General features: G+C 66.4%; 14 protein-coding genes and 1 tRNA gene. 6 read left to right on the forward strand and 9 right to left on the reverse strand.

Translation table 11 applies throughout. The features are described from left to right. Window positions 1-27: 27 nt before the first annotated feature. Together lysA and argS are read right to left on the reverse strand one after the other, a co-directional pair. Entirely contained in the window at window positions 28-1,365 is a 1,338-nt protein-coding gene (gene lysA / locus HMPREF3067_RS08925) for a diaminopimelate decarboxylase (protein WP_070769378.1), read from the reverse strand. Beyond that, a complete protein-coding gene (gene argS, locus HMPREF3067_RS08930; RefSeq protein WP_070769379.1) occupies window positions 1,365-3,017 on the reverse strand; it encodes an arginine--tRNA ligase in 1,653 nt (550 codons plus the stop codon). The genes lysA and argS overlap by 1 nt, the downstream gene beginning before the upstream one ends. Window positions 3,018-3,255: 238 nt before the next feature. Between argS and HMPREF3067_RS08935 the strand changes: the two genes are divergently transcribed. The 6 genes from HMPREF3067_RS08935 (at window position 3,256) to HMPREF3067_RS08960 (ending at window position 10,106) form a co-directional block, all read left to right on the forward strand. Further along, window positions 3,256-4,902, forward strand: coding sequence for an L-lactate permease (locus HMPREF3067_RS08935; protein ID WP_070769380.1), 1,647 nt, complete (start codon window positions 3,256-3,258; stop codon window positions 4,900-4,902). A gap of 292 nt (window positions 4,903-5,194) precedes the next feature. After that, window positions 5,195-5,980, forward strand: a complete 786-nt coding sequence (locus HMPREF3067_RS08940) for a (Fe-S)-binding protein (protein ID WP_070769381.1) — start codon at window positions 5,195-5,197, stop codon at window positions 5,978-5,980. After that, window positions 5,980-7,530, forward strand: a complete 1,551-nt coding sequence (locus HMPREF3067_RS08945) for a lactate utilization protein B (protein ID WP_070769382.1) — start codon at window positions 5,980-5,982, stop codon at window positions 7,528-7,530. Before HMPREF3067_RS08940 ends, HMPREF3067_RS08945 begins: the two co-directional genes overlap by 1 nt. A gap of 3 nt (window positions 7,531-7,533) precedes the next feature. Beyond that, window positions 7,534-8,184 carry a LutC/YkgG family protein gene (locus HMPREF3067_RS08950; protein ID WP_070769383.1) on the forward strand — a complete coding sequence of 217 codons (651 nt, stop codon included), beginning with the start codon at window positions 7,534-7,536 and terminating at the stop codon, window positions 8,182-8,184. Window positions 8,185-8,380: 196 nt separating this feature from the next. Further along, window positions 8,381-9,964 carry an alpha/beta hydrolase gene (locus HMPREF3067_RS08955; RefSeq protein WP_070769384.1) on the forward strand — a complete coding sequence of 528 codons (1,584 nt, stop codon included), beginning with the start codon at window positions 8,381-8,383 and terminating at the stop codon, window positions 9,962-9,964. A gap of 65 nt (window positions 9,965-10,029) precedes the next feature. Next, window positions 10,030-10,106, forward strand: a tRNA-Arg gene (locus tag HMPREF3067_RS08960). Window positions 10,107-10,160: 54 nt separating this feature from the next. On the opposite strand, the gene HMPREF3067_RS08965 is transcribed toward HMPREF3067_RS08960, so the two are convergent. From HMPREF3067_RS08965 to HMPREF3067_RS08990, 7 genes are all read right to left on the reverse strand, one after another. Further along, window positions 10,161-10,802: a GNAT family N-acetyltransferase gene (locus tag HMPREF3067_RS08965; RefSeq protein ID WP_070769385.1), complete on the reverse strand. Its 642-nt coding sequence runs from the start codon at window positions 10,800-10,802 to the stop codon at window positions 10,161-10,163. Window positions 10,803-10,880: 78 nt separating this feature from the next. After that, window positions 10,881-11,054 (reverse strand): hypothetical protein, encoded by a 174-nt coding sequence (locus tag HMPREF3067_RS11390; RefSeq protein ID WP_168166965.1) that lies wholly within the window; start codon window positions 11,052-11,054, stop codon window positions 10,881-10,883. Window positions 11,055-11,168: 114 nt separating this feature from the next. Continuing rightward, window positions 11,169-11,468 (reverse strand): molecular chaperone GrpE, encoded by a 300-nt coding sequence (locus tag HMPREF3067_RS08970; RefSeq protein ID WP_070769386.1) that lies wholly within the window; start codon window positions 11,466-11,468, stop codon window positions 11,169-11,171. A 5-nt stretch (window positions 11,469-11,473) separates the two neighbouring features. Next, entirely contained in the window at window positions 11,474-11,983 is a 510-nt protein-coding gene (locus HMPREF3067_RS08975; RefSeq protein ID WP_070769387.1) for a MarR family winged helix-turn-helix transcriptional regulator, read from the reverse strand. Between the two features lie 30 nt (window positions 11,984-12,013). Beyond that, window positions 12,014-12,535 carry a MarR family winged helix-turn-helix transcriptional regulator gene (locus HMPREF3067_RS08980; RefSeq protein ID WP_070769388.1) on the reverse strand — a complete coding sequence of 174 codons (522 nt, stop codon included), beginning with the start codon at window positions 12,533-12,535 and terminating at the stop codon, window positions 12,014-12,016. A gap of 4 nt (window positions 12,536-12,539) precedes the next feature. Continuing rightward, window positions 12,540-15,221, reverse strand: a complete 2,682-nt coding sequence (locus tag HMPREF3067_RS08985) for an AAA family ATPase (protein WP_070769389.1) — start codon at window positions 15,219-15,221, stop codon at window positions 12,540-12,542. Beyond that, window positions 15,221-16,378 (reverse strand): metallophosphoesterase family protein, encoded by a 1,158-nt coding sequence (locus HMPREF3067_RS08990; RefSeq protein ID WP_070769390.1) that lies wholly within the window; start codon window positions 16,376-16,378, stop codon window positions 15,221-15,223. Before HMPREF3067_RS08990 ends, HMPREF3067_RS08985 begins: the two co-directional genes overlap by 1 nt. Between the last annotated feature and the right edge of the window lie 52 nt (window positions 16,379-16,430).

Consider the following 16,430-nt stretch of genomic DNA (forward strand, 5'->3'; position numbering starts at 1 on the left):
GCCTCAATGGCGCCCGGGCGGGGGTAACTAGTCGACCTCTAGCGAGAGCAAATCGGCTAAGGTCTCGCGCCGCAGCATAGGTTTTACCTGCCCCGCGCGCACGGCGACCACCGCGGGCCGCACCGCGCCGTTGTAGCGCGAGGACATCATGTACTGGTAGGCGCCGCTGGCCGCCGTCGCCACGATGTCGCCGCTGGTGATGTCCTCCGGCAGGTCCCGCTCGTCGACCAGGATGTCGCCGGATTCGCAATGGAAACCCACCACGCGGGAAGGCACCTCGACGCCGTCGGTGTAGCGGCCCATGACCCGCAGGTCGTACTCGGAGCCGTACATGGCCGGGCGGATGTTGTCGCTCATGCCGCCGTCGACGGAGAGATAACGCCGCAGCGGCAGCTCCTGCTTGCCGGTCTCCACGTCCTTGACCGTTCCCACGGAGTAGACCGCGATGGCGGATCCGGCCACCAGCGCACGGCCCGGCTCGACCAGGACGAAGGGCGGGGTAATCCCCAGCGCGTCCGCCGTGGCGCCGACCGCGGTGAGCAGATCGTGGGCCACAGCCCGCACGTCCAGGGCCTCTTCGTAGGGCATGTACGGGATGCCGAAACCGCCGCCCAGGTCCAGCTCCGGCAACGTGACACCCAGCTCGGTATGGATGCGCGAGTACAGCGCCATGACGCGCTCGGCGGCCAGCTTGAAGCCCTCGGCGTTGAAGACCTGGGAACCGACGTGGCAGTGCAGGCCGACCAGCTCGAGGTTATCGGCGGCCAGGCAGGCGCGGGCGGCATCGAAAGCCGCGCCGGTGGCCAGCGAGATGCCGAATTTCTGATCCTCGTGGGAGGTGGCGATGAACTCGTGGGTGTGGGCGTCCACGCCCGGCTTCACGCGCACCATCACCTTCTGGACGCGCCCCAACTCGCCGGCGATCTGGTTGAGCATCTCCAGCTCGTCGGTGTTGTCGAGCACCACGTGGCCCACCCCGTGTTCCACGCAGTCGCGCAGGTAGCCCGGGCCCTTGTTGTTGCCGTGGGCGGTCATGCGCGCGGCCGGGAAGTTGCCGGCCAGGGCGATGAGCAGCTCGTTGTGGGAGGCCACGTCCAAGCACAGGCCCTCCTCGTTGACCCACTGCACGATCTTCTTGCAGATGAAGGCCTTGGAGGCGTAATGGACGTGAGCGGGCCCGCCGAAGGCGGCGGCCATGTCTCGGCAGCGGGAGCGAAAGTCGTCCTCGTCGAAGACGTAAAGCGGCGAGCCGTACTCTTCCACCAGGTCAGGCACGGGGACCCCGGCGACGGTGACCACACCGTCTTCCTCGCGCTGGGCGTTGCGGGGCCACACATGCGCCGGCAGATCGTTGAAATCGGCCATTACATCCGCTCCGGGGCGGTCACGCCCACCATGGTCAGGGCGTTGGCCAGGGTGGTGCGGGCGGCATCGGAAAGCGCGAAGCGGGCCGAGTGCACCGGCTGGGCCTCCTCGCCGGCCTTGGGCAGGACCTGACACTGGTCGTAGAAGCGGTGGAAGCTGGCGGCCAGCTCCTCGGCGTAGCGGGCGATACGGTGCGGCTCGCGCAGCTGCGCGGCCTCGGCCACCACGGCGGGGAACTCACCCAGGGTGCGGATGAGGTCACCCTCGCGGTCGTGGGTCAGAAGGGACAGGTCCGCGCCGTCGGCGGTCACGCCGGCCTCGGCCGCCTTGCGCGCCAGGGAGCACAGGCGCGCGTGCCCGTACTGCACGTAGTAGACCGGGTTATCGGAGGACTGGGACTGCCACAGGCCCAGGTCGATGTCGATGGACTGGTCCACGGACGAGCGCACCAGCGAGTAGCGGGCGGCGTCCACGCCGATGGCGGCCACCAGGTCCTCCAGCGTGATGACGGTGCCCGCGCGCTTGGACATGCGCACCGGCTTGCCGTCGCGCAGCAGGTTGACCATCTGGCCGATGAGGACCTCGACCGCGTCGGCGTCATAGCCCAGGGCCGCGGCGGCGGCCTTCAGGCGCGGCACGTAGCCGTGGTGGTCGGCGCCGAGCATGTAGATGTTCAGGGTGTGGCCACGGTCGAATTTGTCCGCGACGTAGGCGATATCGCCGGCGATGTAGGCGGCGTTGCCGTCGGACTTGACGACCACGCGGTCCTTGGAGTCTCCGTAGTCGGTGGATTTCAGCCACCAGGCGTTATCCGCCTCGTAGAGCTCGCCTTGGGCCTTGAGCTGGTCCAGGGCGCGCTCGACCGCGCCGGACTCGAACAGTGAGTTCTCGTGGAAGTAGACGTCGAAGTCCACGCCGAATTCGTGCAGGGACTGCTTGATCTGGGCGAACATCATGTCCACGCCGTCAGCGCGGAAGGCTTCCTGCACCTGCTCCGGGGAGCCGTCCAGGGCGGACGGGTTCTTCTCCAGCACCGCGCTGGCGATGTCCTGGATATAAGCCCCGCCGTAGCCGTCCTCCGGGGTGGGCTCGCCCTGGGCGGCCGCCACCAAGGAGCGGGCGAAGCGGTCGATCTGGCCGCCGTGGTCGTTGAAGTAGTACTCGCGGGTGACTTCCGCGCCGCTGGCCTCCAGCACGCGGCCCAGGGAGTCACCGACGGCCGCCCACCGGGTGCCCCCGAGGTGGATGGGCCCGGTCGGGTTCGCGGAGACGAACTCCAGGTTGATCTTCTGCCCGGCAAAGGTGGTGTTCTTGCCGAAGTCGGAACCGGCCTCGCGGATCTTGCCCACCACGTCGCCTTGGGCGGCGGCGGCCAGGCGGATGTTCAAAAAGCCTGGGCCAGCGACGTCGGTCTCCGCGATCGCGTCCTGCTCGTCCAACGCGACGGCCAGCCAGGTGGCCAGCTCGCGCGGCTGGGTGCCCGCCTTCTTAGCGACCTGCAGCGCCAGGTTGGTCGCGTAATCGCCGTGTTCCGGGTTGCGCGGGCGCTCCACGGTCACGGTCTCGGGGATAACGGAGATATCCAGGTCGTGTTCCGCCAACACGTCGGTTGCGGTGTCCTTAATCAGTTGTGCCAGTTCTGCCGGAGTCATAACCCTAAACTCTATCGAATATCCCGTTTGACTACCGCACTAACCCCGCTAGTGCATGAGATACCCCATAAGCAGATCGAAATGGTCTGCCAACGCACAGGTCCGCGCTATGCTTTTCTTAACTCAGTGTGAGTTTCTAAGTCGGTTTATCCCCGACTAACCACAATGAGGACCGTGTACTACCTGCTGAGCCCCGAATAGTCGGGGCCTCCCTATCTGGAGAATTCGAGGACGCATCTTGTTTGAGATCAACACCTCAGCGATCGGGGACAGCCTCGGGCTCACCGCGCTCGTGGCCACCCTGCCGCTCATCGCCTTTTTCATTATGTTGCTGGGCTTCAAGGCCCGTGCCCACACCTCCGGCGCGGTCGCACTGCTGACTTCCCTAGTGATCGCCATCGTGGGCTTCGCGATGCCCATCGACATGGCCCTCTCGTCCGCCGTCCGCGGCGGCCTCTTTGGCCTGCTGCCCATCGTCTGGGTCATTATCACCGCCATCTGGTTCTACGAAATTACCGTGGCCTCCGGCCGGTTTGAGGATCTGCGCAAGACCTTCGACCTGCTCGGCGACGGCGATATCCGCATCCAGGCCATCCTCATCGCCTTCTGCTTCGGTGGCCTGCTGGAGGCCTTGGCTGGCTTCGGCGCCCCGGTAGCCATTACCGCCACCATGATCATGGCGCTCGGTGTCAAGCCGCTGCGCGCTGCGACCGTGGTCCTTATCGCTAACACCGCGCCCGTGGCCTTCGGCGCCGTGGGCATCCCGGTGACGACCGCTGGCGAGGTCGGCGGCCGTACCTTGGAGCAGACCCACGACATCGCCGCGCTGATTTCGCTGCAGGTGCTGGTCATCGCCGCCACCGTGCCCTTCCTCATCGCGTTCATCCTAGACGGGGTGCGCGGCGTGAAGGAGACCGCTCCGGCGGCCGCCGTCATCGGCATTTCCTTCGCCGTGGCCCAGTGGCTCGCCGCGACCTTCTTCGCCTACCAGCTGACCAACGTCATCGCCTGCATTGTCTCCCTGGGCTGCGCCTTCGCCTTCCTGCGCGTCTGGAAGCCCAAGGGCGTGGCCGCCCTGCGCGAGCGCATGGAGCTGCCCGCCCAGGACGGCACCAGCGATCTCACCGGCCGCCGCATCTGGATGGCCCTGCTGCCCTACGCCGTGGTCACCGCGGTCTTCGCCGTGGCAACCACCATCCCGGCCCTGTTCGGCTTCTGGGTCATCAATACCGGCTGGCCCTTCCTGGACGGGACGATCGTGGACGCGACCGGCAACGTCATGGACACCAGCTTCAGCTTCAATGTCTTCGGCAATCCCGGCACGCTGCTGCTGATTTCCGGCATCATCGTCACGATCATCTACCACTTCTTCAACGAGAACGGTCGCTACAAGCTGAGCTTCGGCCAGCCGGTGAAGGCTTTCGGGGACGTCGTTTCCCGTATGAAGTTCTCCGCCCTGACCATCATATTGGTCCTGGCGCTGGCCTACACCATGAACTACTCCGGCCAGACCATCACCATTGGTGAGTTTGTCTCCTCGGCCGGCGGCATCTTCGCGTTGTTCTCCCCGGTGCTCGGCTGGATCGGTACCGCCGTGACCGGCTCGGACACCTCGGCCAACGCCCTGTTCGCCAACCTGCAGGTCGCCGCCGCCGAGCGCATCCACGTCAACCCGGACCTGATGCTGGCCGCCAACACCTCCGGCGGCGTAGTCGGCAAGATGATCTCCCCGCAGTCGCTGGCGATTGCGGCCACCGCCGTCAAGATGGAGGGCAAGGAGTCCGTCATCCTCAAGAACGTGGTGGCCTATTCGCTGGCCTTCCTGGCCGTCGTGTGCGTCATCGTCTTCCTGATGACCAACGTTCTCGGCTTCCTGGTGCCCTAACCAGTCCCGAGGGCTAGTCCCCTAAGGCTTTCCTTAGACACCCCTGATAACCCCGGATACCCCCAACCCGCCTGGGCCGGAAAACCCGCGCCCAGCGCGCGGGGCAGGCGCATGACCTGCGGACCATTTTCGCAACATTAATGTTTCGAAATATCCGCAGGTCATCGTCATTTTTGGGGGTGATTAAATACGGGATTCGCGCTAATATTTACTTCATACCCCCGTGAAATTTCTAGGAGCCTCACTTTCCGAGAGTCCCCTTAAGATCCCGCTAAACCAAGGAGCCTAATCGATGCGAATAGCATTGTTTTCCACGTGCATTGGCGACGCCCTTTTTCCGGACGCTCACAAAGCCACTGCCCTCATCCTTTCCCGCTTGGGCCACGAGGTGGTCTTCCCAGAGGAACAGACCTGTTGCGGGCAGATGCACGTCAACACCGGTTACCAGGAAGAAACGCTGGGCATGATCCGCACCTACGCGGACGCCTTCGCCGATCCTTCCATCGACTACGTGGTCTCCGCCTCCGGATCCTGCGTGGGCGCGGTGCGCGAGCAGCACGTCAAGATCGCCGACCGCTTCGGCAGCAAGGCCGACGTGGACGGCGCCAAGAAGGCCGCCGACAAGACCTACGACCTGCCGGAGTTTCTCGTCGACATCGCCCAGACCACCCAGCTGGGTGCCTTCTTCCCGCACCGGGTGACCTACCACTCTTCCTGCCACGGCCTGCGCTTTTTGAAGCTGGCGGACCGCCCCTACCAGCTGCTCAAGAACGTCGAGGGCATGGAGCTGGTCCCGCTGGAAAACGCAGAGGAATGCTGCGGCTTCGGCGGCACCTTCTCGCTGAAGAACCCCGAGGTCTCCCAGGCCATGGTCACGGACAAGACCCGCCACATCAAGGACACCCGCGCCGAGTACGTCACCGGCGGCGACTCCTCCTGCCTGATGAACATCGCCGGCGCCCTCTCGCGCCAGCAGGCCGGCATCCGCGCCGTGCACATGGCGGAGATCCTCGCCTCGACCAAGGAACACCCCTGGACGCCGAAGTCCGCAGCTTACCCGAAGGAGAAGATGCTCTAATGGCTGTTTTCACCGACACTACCCCGCCCCGTGCCCCCGAAAACTATGGCAACCTGCGCGGCGACCGCGGCTTCGTCGCCGCCGCTCACGACGGCCTGAACAACGCCACTCAGCGCCGCAACCTGGAGCATGCCACCACCACCATCCGCAACAAGCGCGCCCACGCCGTGGAGGAAACCCCAGACTGGGAGCAGCTGCGCTCGGCCGGCTCCGCACTCAAGGAGGACGTCGCCGCCCGCATGCCGGAGCTGCTGGAGCAGTTCGAAGAGGCAGTGACTGCCCGCGGCGGCATCGTCCACTGGGCCCGCGACGCCAAGGAAGCCAACGAGATCATCACGCAGCTCATCCAGGACACGGGTGAGACCGACGTGGTCAAGGTCAAGTCCATGGCCACCCAGGAGATCGGCCTGAACGAGCACCTCGAAGAGGCCGGCATCAGCGCCCGCGAGACCGACCTAGCCGAGCTCATCGTCCAGCTGGGCGAGGACAAGCCCTCCCACATCCTGGTCCCGGCCATCCACCGCAACCGCGCCGAGATCCGCGACATCTTCGTCCGGCAGATGCCGAACACGGACGAGTCCCTGCAGGCCAACCCGCCGGAGCTGGCCGAGGCTTCCCGCAAGTTCCTGCGCGAGCAATTCATGAAGGCCAAGGTGGCCATCTCCGGCGCGAACTTCGGCGTGGCCGAAAACGGCGTTATCAACATCGTCGAGTCCGAGGGCAACGGCCGCATGTGCGTGACCCTGCCGGAGACCCTGATTACGGTCATGGGCATCGAGAAGCTAGTACCGACCTTCCAGGACCTCGAGGTCTTCCTCCAGCTGCTGCCGCGCTCTTCCACCGCCGAGCGCATGAACCCGTACACCTCGATGTGGACGGGCGTGACCGAGGGCGACGGCCCGCAGAACTTCCACCTGGTCCTGCTGGACAACGGCCGCACCGCTGCCCTGTCGAACCCAGTGGGCTCCCAGGCGCTCAAGTGCATCCGCTGCTCGGCCTGCCTGAATGTCTGCCCGGTCTACGAGCGCGCCGGCGGCCACGCCTACGGCTCGGTCTACCCGGGCCCGATCGGTATCTCCCTGACCCCGCAGCTGACCGGTATGAAGGACCACCACGACCCGTCAGCCTCCCTGCCGTACGCCTGCTCCCTGTGCGGGCGCTGCGACGAGGTCTGCCCGGTCAAGATCCCGCTGTCCCAGGTCATCCTGGAAAATCGCTACCAGAAGGTCACCCACGCCACCCCGCCGGTCGAGTCCAAGCTCTTCGACCTGGTGGAGTTCGTCTGGGCCAAGCCGAAAGTCTGGAACACGCTGACCCGCCTGGTCGCCTTCGGCCGCGTGCTGGGCGGCTTCAACGGCACCATCGACAGCCTGCCGCTGTTCATGTCCGGCTGGTCGGAAGGCCGCGACACCGCCGTGCCGCCGAAGAAATCCTTCCGCCAGTGGTTCGAATCCGACGAGGCCCGCGACCTGCTCGCACAGGCCCGCGAGGAGGGCCTGCCCTCCGCCGCTGTCCAGTCCCCGGACCAGGGCTCTGAGAAGGAGAAGTAAGTCATGACCCGTACCGCTGAACAATCCCGCGCAGCCAAGAAGGAAATCCTGTCCCGCATCCGCTCCGCGCAGAAGTCCGCGGGCCTGGCCGACCACGTGGACGTCCCGCGCGATTACCAGCGCGACCGTGAGGTCGCCCCGGATGAGCTGCGCGACCTGCTGGTGGACCGCCTGGTGGACTACAAGGCCGACGTGCACGTCACCGACGCCGCGGAGCTGCCGGCCACCCTGGCGAAGATCCTGGTGGACAAGGACTGCCACGACATCCGCTACGCGCCGGGCATGGACACTGAGCTTTTCGCCCAGTTCGACGGGGAGGCCAAGCCGGACTCCAACGACGTCAACCCGCGCACGCTCAACGAGGTCGACGCCGTCGTCACGGAATCCCACGTCACCGCCGCCCAGACCGGCACGATCTCCCTCGAGGCCGGTGAGACCAACGGCCGCCGCGCGCTGACCCTGGTCCCGGACCGCCACGTGTGCATCGTCCGCCAGGAAAACATCGTCTACGGCGTGCCGGAGATGGTCTCCCGCATGAACCCGGAGCACCCGGCGACCTGGATTTCGGGCCCCTCGGCGACCTCCGATATCGAGCTCTCCCGCGTGGAGGGCGTGCACGGGCCGCGCGACCTGATCGTCGTCATCGTGAAGTAGCGCTTAGCCGCCCCCGTGGGGCCGGCGGTGCCAAAGTTGTCAGTTGTGGCGCCCTAGGGCACCCGCCGGCCCCCTTTTTGTTGAGCAAACGTGCAGTGCGTGGGAGGCGGCGATAGTGTAAAAACGCTCAGACCCTACGGTTTCCGTTATTTTCTATTTTCATTTTCTTTACTGACTCAGTTCCTAGGAGAATCAGGTGCTACGACCTTCTCAGAATCGCCCGGCCCGGGCCACTGTTTCCGTCCTGGCAGCGCTCGGGGTGGCCTGCAGCCTCGCCGCCGGCCCGGCGGTAGCCCACGAGCCCCAGAACGCCGCCCCGCAGATCCAGTGGGAGGACTGCCCCGAGCAGGTCACCGAGGACAACGCTGAGTGCGGCCGCATTGAGGTCCCCACGTACTACGACAACCCGTCGGCCGGCACCATCAGCGTCGGCTTCCTGCGCGTGCCGGCCGCCAACCCGCAGGCCAAGCGCGGCGTGCTCTTCGGCAACCCGGGCGGACCGGGCGGGGACGGCTACTCCTACTTCGGCAGTGAGCAGTTCACCTGGCCCGAGGGCATTGTCAACGAGTGGGACCGCGTAGCGGTCCAGCCGCGCGGCCTGCCCGGCTCCACCCCGGTGGAGTGCACCCAGCCGGGCGGCAACGACTTCGACGCCGCCACCCGCGCCGGCGCCTATATCCGCAACTCTTGCGAGAAGTCCACGCCCGGCTACACCAACTCGCTGACCACCGAAAACACCGCCCGCGACTGGGAAATGGTGCGCCAGGCCCTGGGCGAGGACCGGATTTCCATCATGGGGCTTAGCTACGGGACCTTGCTGGGCTCTACCTACGCCTCCTTCTACCCGCAGCACACCGACAAGGTCGTGCTGGACTCGGCCATGAGCCCCGCCCGCGCGTGGAACGGCACCCTGGCCGACCAGCAGGCCGGCTACGAGAACGCGCTGCACGATTTCTTCGACTACGTCGCGGCTAACGATGCCACCTACCACCTGGGCACCACTCCCCTCAAGGCCTACGAGGCGTGGTCGCGCAAGGTAGCCCGCGAAGCCGGCGTGCGCCCGACGGTGCTGCCGCCGGACGCCAAGATCGGCGACCTACCCCCGGGGCTGGAGTTTTCCAGCCAGCCGGCGGCCAACATCATGACTGCGACCGGTGAGCTGCGCGTCCAGGCCGAATTCCGGGGTGACAAGATCCGCAACCCGCAGGCCTCCCAGACCAACTCGAATACCCTGATGCTCACCCGCCTACTCGTGCCTTCGGCGGGCAGCTGGGAGGCGCTGGCTAAGCACATCGCCGGCATCGAGGACCTGGGCGGGCCCCAGGACCCGGAGCAGGCCCGCAAGGCTCTCGAGGCACAAACCCAGGCCCAGGCCATGCAGAACCTCATCCTGTGCAACGAGAACTCTTTCCCAGCCAACCCGGGCCTGGTCCCATCGTATGTGTGGTCGACCTATGTCACCCAGGACCCGTTCACGATGTTCAATTCCGTGTACGGGGCGGGGATCGCCTGCAATGGCCGAGGCCCGGTGACCTCCGTCCCAGCGCTGAGCGGCGCCGAGCTGGAGCACCGCCCGCTGCAGATCAACGCCACCGGCGACCCGCAGACCCCGTACCAGTTCCACGCCGATATGGCCCGCCAGATGGGCTCCCACGTCGTGACCGTCCATGGCCCGGGCCACGGCCACGTCGCGTCCGGCAACGCTGCTGTCGACGAGATCGTGGTGGACTATCTGCGCACCGGAACCAGCGACGTTAACGAAGCACCGGGGCTGATTTAACACTGACTGGCCCGATGGGTTAGAATTTCATCATTGTCGTTCCAAGAGACGGCAATGGTGAATATGTCTCCGTAGCTCAGCGGATTAGAGCATCGGTTTCCGGTACCGAAGGTCGCAGGTTCGATCCCTGTCGGGGACACCACAAAGAATGCCCGCACCCAGCAAGAAGCTCTGGGTGCGGGCCCTTTTGTTGCGGCTAGTCGTCGTCGCGCGGGGTAGGCCGCCACATGGCGATCTCCGGCGGATCGGCGAGCTTGTCGCCGGCGACCTCGATCGGGCCGAGCTCCACGAAGCCCAGCGAGCGGTACAGAGCCGCGGACTTCGGCGTGGATGCCTCCAGGTAGACCGGGGCATCGCCGGCGCGGCGCAGGCCGTGCTTGAGCATCGTCGAGCCAATCCCCTTGCCCTGGACGCGGGAGCTCACCGCGATGGCAAAGAGGTACCAATGGGCGAACCCCGGGTGGGCGTTGGCGGTGCGCGCCTCCCGCCGGGCCACGAACGGCACCGCGCGGCGAAACAGGTTGATGTACTTCGGCAGCAGCGCCATGAACTTGGGCGTCGACATCTGCTTATTCGGCCGTGCCCACAGGCCCACGCCGACGATTTCGCCGTCGTCAATGGCCAGGTCGACCTCCCCTTTGGGGAAATAGTGGCCGTAGACCTGGATTTCATAAATGGCGCGCGCGAAATCCACGTTGTTGTGCTGGCCGCCGGTGTGCGCCATGATGGAGCGCACCGCGCGGTCCTGGGCGAAGGTGTGGGCGAGCACCTCGATGGCAGCGGGAAGCTCGTCCTCGCGCGCGGGCCGAATCTCTACGTCTGCTGACTTAGTATTCATAGCTTCCAATCTAACACCGCGCAGACAAAACGCTCCCCGACCACCGTGGTCAGGGAGCGTGCAGAAACTAAAGCGGGATTAGAAGAGATCCATGGGGCCCGACTCCAGGGCGAGCATCCCGGTCATCAGCAGGCCCATCACGACGACCATGATGATGCCCATCGGGATCCACTCCAGGATGACCTTGCCGACGCCGTCACCGCGGTCGCGAGCTTCTGCCTCGCGCTTTTCCTGCTCCAAACGAGAAGTCATTACTTCGCTTCCTTTCGACTCCACTGGCCGTGACCGGCCCGATTCAACCGCTATCTTAGCAGTATCTACGTACTAGTTTCGACTCCGCCCTCCGGGCAGCTACACCCCTATAGGCTAGGCCTCAGGGTCGATGCCTTCCTCGAGGGCGGCGACGAATTCCTCCCGCGCGTTAAACAGCGCCTCGACGTCTGCCTCCGCGCCGGCGATCCACAGGCCCGTCGCCGCGTCGAAGGTCAGGGCCTTATCGGGGTGCGCCTCAAGCAGCTTTTCCATGATCTCAGCCTGCTCGGCGGTCGGCTCCCCGTCTGGGAAGTGTTCCGGATCGCCCAGGGCGGCGGATTCTTCCGGGAAGGCGGTGAGGTGGTACTGCTCGTATTGCTTGTGCGGTTGCTCGAACAACTCTTGGCCCATCATGGCCCTTACTCTACCTTCTCGCCCAGGCGGGCATCGGGGACGAAGCCGGGTTGGCCGGGGATGTTGTCCACGGCGAGCACGCCCTCGCAAAAACGCCGCAGCCCCGCGCGGTCCGCGTCCGATAAATGATCAAAGACCAGGCGGCGGACGGATTCCACGTGGGCCGGAGCGGCGCGCTCCAGGCGGCGGCGCCCCTCGTTGGTGAGCTCGATGAGCACTCCGCGGGCATCGCCAGCGCACTTGCCCTTGGTGACCAGGCCACGCTTCAGCATCCGGTTGACCTGGTGGGAGGCGCGGGAGCGGTCCCAACCCAGGTTCTTGCACAGGTCGCGCAGCCGCAGCGCCTGGCCGTCGGCCTCGGAGAGCGGAACCAGGATGGAGAAATCCGCGAGGGAGAGGTCGCTGCCGTAGAGCAGGGAATCCTCCATGCCGCGGTCGATCTTCCGCATGGAGTCGAGGAGCATTCGCCAGAGGTCCTGCTCGTCATCGTCAAGCCAACGCGTTTGCTTAGTCATAGACTCAACGTACCCTATCCCACGCGCTAGTTAACAGCTCGCTACCGCGGCTTCCCCGGGGTCTTCTCCGGCCACCTCCGCCGCCACCCGCCCCACAAGGCCGGCCTCGCGGGGCGTGAGCCCGTCGAAAACCGTGCGCTGCAGCTGCGCGGTATAGGCCGGCACGGCGCGCCCCAGCTCCTCCTTTCCGGCCTCCGTCATCCGGGCCCGCACCGCCCGCCGGTCGCTCCCATCGGTCGACTTGCTGACCAGGCCGCGCCGCGACATCCGGCTAATCTGGCGCGAGACCCGAGCGTGTGCCCAGCCGAGGACCTCGCTCAGATCCTTCAGGCGCAGCGTATACCCGGGCGCTTGAAACAGCGCCGCCAAAAGGTGGAACTCAGTCTGGGTGAGCGTGCCGCAGGATTCCAGCGCCTGGTCAAGCTTCGCCTCAACCTGCTGGGCCGCGGAGTTTAAAAGCTCCCACAGGCGCTCCTGCTCCGGGCTTAGCCAGCCGGAGAAGACAGTCTGCCGCGCAGCTGCCTCCGACTGGTCCTGCCCGGGCTGCGTCATTGCCCTAGTCCGCCCGCTTGAGATCTTCGATGTCCAGGGCCACCCTTCCTGGCACGCGCGAGTAGCGCTGCGGCATGCAGGTCAGCACGATGACCTGGGAGCGCTTGCCCACCTCGCTAAACAGCGTGGACATCAGCCGGATGCGCTCGGAGTCGGTCGAGCCCAGCGCGTCGTCGATGACCACCGGCACCGGCCTAGCACCGCCCTCTTCCCCACCGCCGGCGGACTCCTCCACCAGCTCCGCGATGGCAAACCGGGTCAGGATAGCTAGCTGCTCCCGGGCGCCGCCGGACAGCTCGTTGAGGTTGATGGTGACGTCGTCCTGGGTGCGCTGGGTGACCTCGAGGTTTTCGTTCAGCTGGAATTCGACTTCGCCGCCGTAGACCCGGCGGGCCAGCCGGCCCAGGCGGTCGGCGAACGGCGCCGAGTACTTGCGGCGGGCCTCCTCGCGGTGGCGCAGGAGCACCGCGCGCAGGTACTTCACAGCCTGCGCGCGCCGGTCCAGGGAGTCGTAACGGTTGCGGGCGTTCTCGACCTCGGCTTGGGCCTTCTCCGCGCGCTCGGCACTACCTTGGTCCCGCTCGATATATCCGGTGAGCGTGGCGATGGTCCGGTCGGCTTGCGACCAGGCGTCCTCCAGCGACTTCAGGTGCGCCTGCGCGCCCGCGTGCAGCTGCTCCGCGCGTTCCGGATCCGCCGCGTCCAAGGCCGCCCGCGCTTGCTCCCGCGCGTCGTGGGCCGCCGTCAGCCGTTCGGAGACCACGGCAAGCGCCTGGTCCAGCTCGTCGTCGCTGCGGTGCTCGCGTGCCCGGGCCAGGGACTGCTCGGCCCGGGCGACGGCGTCGCGCAGGCTTTCCACCGTGACCTGGTGGCGCATGAGCGTCTCCGAGAGGTTAAGCTCTTCCTCGCGCGCTACCGCCGCGGCGGCGTCCTCTTGCGCCTTCTGGGCCTTCTCTTCCGCCTCCTCAGCGGCAGCCAGCGCGGCCGAGGCAGTTGCGGCATCCACCAGGTCCGCGGTGTCCACGTCCGTCAGGGCTTCGCTCAGCGCGCGGTGCTCGGCTCGCAGTTGCTCCACGTCTTCGCCGGCGGCCAGCGTGTCCATCTCGTGACGCAGCCGCTCGGCCGCACGGTCCTGCTCGGCCTGGTGCTCACGCAGCGCGCGGGCCGCCTCCACGCTGTCGCAGCCTAGCGCCTCCAGTAGGTCCGCAAGCCGGCGCTGCGCGTGCTCGTATTCCTCCCGCGCTGAACGCGCGGCAGTCCCCTGCTGCCCGGCGGCAAACCGGGCCCGCAGGGCGCCGATGATCAGCTCCGTGCCGTCCTCGACGGGAACCTCGAGTTCCTCGGCCCCGGCCGCCACGGTCTGCGACTGACAGTCGACGGTAATCTCCGTGTCCGCGCCGGACTCGGAGCGGAAAAACAGCTTCGACTGCGCGGCCTCCCGCAGGCGCCGGTGCAGCTGGACGTCCTGGGACAACTGCTCCACGTCAGCCAGTTCCGCCTCGGTCACGGCGTGGCCGCGCGCGGCGATGTCTTGGCGCAGCGCGTCCAGCTGCTCGGCAACCCCATCGATCCGGCCCAACTGCTTACCCAGCTTGGCCAGCCGCTCGCTGTCTACCACCCGTTTGTGCTCGGCAGCGGCGTCCTTGCGCTGCTGGCGCGCCTCGGCCAGCGCCTTGGCATACTCCGCCGACTGCTCCCGGGCGGTCTTGAGGCGTTCGTCGGCAGCCGCGGCCTGCTCGGCCACCGGGGCGAGTTCTTCCTGCGCCGCGGCGAGCTGCTTGTGGTTGCTCTCAATCTCCGCGATCAGATCCTGGCGGCCGCGCAGATCCTCCTGGGCTCGCTCCTCGGCCTCCTGGGCCTGGTTGAAGTCCTGTTCCCGGGCCGCGAAGGCGTCCTGGGCCTGGTGCGCCGCGTTCAGCTCCGCGGTGCGTTGCTCCAGCTCCGCACGGGCCGGGTCCTGTTCTTGGGCGGCCTGCTCGCGCTGGTCGACCGCCCGCTCGTAGTCACGGACGTAGCCTTCCAGCTCCGCGAGCTCCTTGCCCGCCTGCTCGGCCGCGTCCTGGGCGGCCGATAGCTCGGTGGCCGCGCGCTTGTACTCGCCGGTCGGCTCGCCCTTCTTGCCGGTGAAATACCGCTGGTATTCCTCCTCAACCTTGTCCATGAGGCCGGAATCCTGCCCCTCCCCAAGGACCTGGCTGCCGGAGCTTTGCTCCAGGGCGTTGCGCAGCGAGGGGATGCCGACAGCCTCGACCGCCGCGCCGAGGTCGTCCTGCTTGAGGAACAGGGCTTTCACGAGATCCTGGTCTAGGTGCTCGTCCAGAATTTCTTCGAGGCGCTTATCGGCGGCGCGGCCGGTGTGGTTTTCCGGGCGCGGCACGAAGACGGTCAGCTCCGCGGCCTGCTTACTAAACCACCGCTTGAAGATCCGGAAGCGGTACGGCCCCACGGTCGCCTCCAAGGTGATTTCGGGCGAGATGTCCTTGCCCACCGGGCGTAGGACGCCCACCGTCTTCTTTGCGTGGGAGCTGTGTGCCAGTTTGAGGACCACGTCGATGGCCTCGACCAGGGTGGACTTGCCGGCCTCATTGTCGCCGTGGATGACCACCACGCCGTGGTCGGGCAGGTCTTCCAGCTTGAGGTGTTCAATGGCGCGCACATTGCGCAGCTCGAGCGAATGGATCCGCATTACTTAGCCCCTTTCCGCGCGCCCGGCGAGGAAAGCCGGAACAACAAATTCGCCGCGTCCCGGGCCACCGGGTCCGCGTCCATGTCCGCAATGATTTCTTCCAGCGCCCCGGCCGCATAGCCGCTCAAGTCCAGGTCCGCGAGCTCGTCCTCGGACGGGGCGAGGTGCAGATCCATGGTCCGGCCGCGTTCGCGCAGGTCAGCGAAGACCGGCTCCAGTGCCTCCAACTCGTGCTGCAGGCGCTGGGTGTCGTGGATACCCAGGGTCCCCTGCAGGCCATACTTGATGACGGTGCGGTCCTTGTGCGGGTAGGCCTTCAATTTCTCGATGAAGTGGTCCACGTCCTGGCTGGTGGCCAGCTCGGCGCTAAGGGCCTCGAAGCGCCACTCGCCCAGCTGGTGCTGCTCCACCGTCACCGAGGCATTGCCCGCGGCGGTCTTCTCGATGGTCACGGCCAGGGCCTTGCCGGAGTTGTTCTCGCCGGCGTCTTTGTCCACCTCGTGGAAGGCGGTAGTCTCCGGAGCCCCGGAAAACCACACCGCCCCGGTGCTGCCCAGCGGCATGGCCGAGTGGGTGTCCCCCAGCGCGAGATAGTCGATGGCCCCGGCGCGGATCTTGTCCTCGACCAGGCTTAAGTCGATCAGCTCTGCGTCATCCTCTGACGTGCGGGATTCGACCTGCCCGTGGCCGACGGCCACGCGGATCGTCTCGATGGGCTCCAGCGGCTCGAGGGCGGCCGCCACCAGGTCATGGTTGGAGCGCTTCGACAGGTACGGGGCGCCGACCAGTTCGACGCCGTCCGCGACTGGGATGGGCTCCGAGTCCCCAATGACGTGGATCCCCTCAGCCTGGGTGCGGAAGAAGATGGAGTCCGCAACCAGCGGGTCGTGGTTGCCGGGCAGCAGGTAGACCGGAACATCCAGGTGGGCAAGCGCCTCCCGGGCGCGCCCGGTGGTCTGGGGCGAGAGCGAGTTGTGTTCGAAGACGTCCCCGGCCACCACGATGAAGTCCGCGCCTACCTCGGCGGCGAGCTCGCCCAATTTGTCAATGCTGGCCAGCCGGGCCGCGTTGAAACGCGCCTGGCCGTCGCTGCCTAAGAAGCCACGCTCCATCCCGATCTGCAGGTCGGAGGTGTGGATGAACGTCGTTGAAGTCATACCCCATGTCTAACACAGCCACCGGACACACGCCCGAAGCTACTATCGAACA

Origin of the sequence: Corynebacterium sp. HMSC04H06, assembly GCF_001815935.1 — a bacterium.
Lineage (GTDB): Bacteria > Actinomycetota > Actinomycetes > Mycobacteriales > Mycobacteriaceae > Corynebacterium.

Bases quoted from the DNA above. Each gene is read 5' to 3' on its own strand.
- lysA (WP_070769378.1), bottom strand. From the start codon at position 1,365: ATGGCCGATTTCAACGATCTGCCGGCGCATGTGTGGCCCCGCAACGCC.
- argS (WP_070769379.1), bottom strand. From the start codon at position 3,017: ATGACTCCGGCAGAACTGGCACAACTGATTAAGGACACCGCAACCGAC.
- HMPREF3067_RS08940 (WP_070769381.1), top strand. From the start codon at position 5,195: ATGCGAATAGCATTGTTTTCCACGTGCATTGGCGACGCCCTTTTTCCG.
- HMPREF3067_RS08945 (WP_070769382.1), top strand. From the start codon at position 5,980: ATGGCTGTTTTCACCGACACTACCCCGCCCCGTGCCCCCGAAAACTAT.
- HMPREF3067_RS08950 (WP_070769383.1), top strand. From the start codon at position 7,534: ATGACCCGTACCGCTGAACAATCCCGCGCAGCCAAGAAGGAAATCCTG.
- HMPREF3067_RS08965 (WP_070769385.1), bottom strand. From the start codon at position 10,802: ATGAATACTAAGTCAGCAGACGTAGAGATTCGGCCCGCGCGCGAGGAC.
- HMPREF3067_RS11390 (WP_168166965.1), bottom strand. From the start codon at position 11,054: ATGACTTCTCGTTTGGAGCAGGAAAAGCGCGAGGCAGAAGCTCGCGAC.
- HMPREF3067_RS08970 (WP_070769386.1), bottom strand. From the start codon at position 11,468: ATGATGGGCCAAGAGTTGTTCGAGCAACCGCACAAGCAATACGAGCAG.
- HMPREF3067_RS08975 (WP_070769387.1), bottom strand. From the start codon at position 11,983: ATGACTAAGCAAACGCGTTGGCTTGACGATGACGAGCAGGACCTCTGG.
- HMPREF3067_RS08980 (WP_070769388.1), bottom strand. From the start codon at position 12,535: ATGACGCAGCCCGGGCAGGACCAGTCGGAGGCAGCTGCGCGGCAGACT.
- HMPREF3067_RS08985 (WP_070769389.1), bottom strand. From the start codon at position 15,221: ATGCGGATCCATTCGCTCGAGCTGCGCAATGTGCGCGCCATTGAACAC.
- HMPREF3067_RS08990 (WP_070769390.1), bottom strand. From the start codon at position 16,378: ATGACTTCAACGACGTTCATCCACACCTCCGACCTGCAGATCGGGATG.